Here is a 1,573-nt window from a genome sequence, read left to right as displayed (position 1 = left end):
CACGCCCGTGCTCAGCGTAGTCAACGACGAGCGAACCACCGAGACCGGATCCCTGATGGACGACATAGTCCGTGAGGGTGCCCGGCGGATGCTCGCCGCGGCCCTGGAGGCCGAAGTCAACCAGTACATAGCCGAGTTGGCCGGTGAGCGGGACGAGGCCGGTCGCCGTCTGGTGGTCCGCAACGGTCATCATCCCGAACGGAAGGTGACCACCGCCGCCGGGTCGGTCGCGGTGAAGGTGCCTCGCGTGAATGACAAGCGTGTCGACGTGGAGACGGGTGAGCGCAAGCGGTTCTCGTCGAAGATCCTTGCGCCGTGGTGCCGGAAGTCTCCGAAGGTCAGCGAGGTCCTGCCCCTGCTCTACCTCCACGGACTGTCCTCCGGGGATTTCGTGCCCGCGATGGAGCAGTTCCTGGGCTCCTCGACCGGCCTCTCGCCGGCGACGGTGACCCGGCTGACGAAGCAGTGGGCCGAGGACCACACCGCCTTCCAGGCCCGCGACCTGTCGGATTCCGACTACGTCTACGTGTGGGCCGACGGGGTCCACCCCAAGGTCCGCCTCGGCCAGGCCCACTCCTGCGTCCTGGTCCTGATGGGCGTGCGCCCCGACGGCCGCAAGGAACTCATCGCGCTGGCCGAGGGGCTGCGTGAATCGACCGAGTCGTGGGCGGATCTGCTGCGCGACTGCCGCCGACGCGGCATGCGCGATCCCGAACTCGTCGTCGGGGATGGTGCGATGGGCCTATGGCGGGCCCTGGCGGGGGTTTTTCCGCAGGCCAGGCACCAGAGGTGCTGGGTTCACAAGGTCCGCAATGTCATGAACGCGCTGCCGAAGTCGGCCCAGCCCGGCGCGAAGAAGGCCCTGCAGGAGATCTACAACGCCGAGGACCGCGACCACGCCGAGAAGGCGGTCAAGGACTTCGAGCGCGCTTACGGCGTCAAATGGCCGAAGGCGGCCAAGAAGGTCACCGACGAGACCGACGAGCTCCTCGCGTTCTACGACTTCCCCGCCGAGCACTGGGTGCACCTGCGCACGACAAACCCCATCGAGAGCACTTTCAGCACAGTGAAGCTGCGGACCAAGGTCACCCGCGGGGCCGGCAGCCCGGCCGCGGCCCTGGCGATGGTGTTCAAGCTCGTCGAGTCCGCCCAGGGCCGCTGGCGCGCGATCACCGCACCTCACCTCGTTGCCCTCGTCCGCAACGGCGCCCGCTTCAAGAACGGTCTCCTCGTCGAACGCTCCGAAGCGGGGGCCGCCTGATGACACCGCGAGACGAGCGCCGCTACCCCAAGCTCCTGCGCGTTCCCCAGGTGGCAGACGATGTCTGGCTGTCCCAGCCCGAGGCCGCCCGCCAACTGGGCATCGCTCTCTTTCGCATCGGCGCACTCATCGCCTGCGGCCACCTGGCGCCCGCGGAGAACTCGGCCGGGAGCGCGGGCGTCACGATCACCAGCGTGCAGGCAGAGAAGACCTGGCGCGACAGCGCCACATACCGCGCAAAAGCCCTTCGTCTTCTCAAGGACACGATCGGCTTCTTCTAACTAACCGGTCCACAGGTCTTGACGATTACTC

2 protein-coding genes are annotated in these 1,573 nt (G+C 67.6%); both read left to right on the top strand.

Annotation, left to right across the window (positions count from 1 at the left end; translation table 11 throughout):
* Positions 1-7 precede the first annotated feature (7 nt).
* On the top strand, positions 8-1,261 hold the full coding sequence (locus ACGFSA_RS35155; RefSeq protein ID WP_393310249.1) for an IS256 family transposase: 1,254 nt from the start codon (positions 8-10) through the stop codon (positions 1,259-1,261).
* A complete protein-coding gene (locus tag ACGFSA_RS35150; protein WP_393310247.1) occupies positions 1,261-1,542 on the top strand; it encodes a DNA-binding protein in 282 nt (93 codons plus the stop codon). The genes ACGFSA_RS35155 and ACGFSA_RS35150 overlap by 1 nt, the downstream gene beginning before the upstream one ends.
* The last annotated feature ends 31 nt before the right edge of the window (positions 1,543-1,573 follow it).

Origin of the sequence: Streptomyces sp. NPDC048496, from assembly GCF_043200055.1 — a bacterium.
Classification (GTDB): Bacteria; Actinomycetota; Actinomycetes; order Streptomycetales; family Streptomycetaceae; genus Streptomyces.
The sequence above is the reverse complement of the archived record's forward strand: the minus strand, read 5'-3'. Positions and strand labels throughout refer to the sequence as shown.

Bases quoted from the DNA above. Each gene is read 5' to 3' on its own strand.
- ACGFSA_RS35150 (WP_393310247.1), top strand. From the start codon at position 1,261: ATGACACCGCGAGACGAGCGCCGCTACCCCAAGCTCCTGCGCGTTCCC.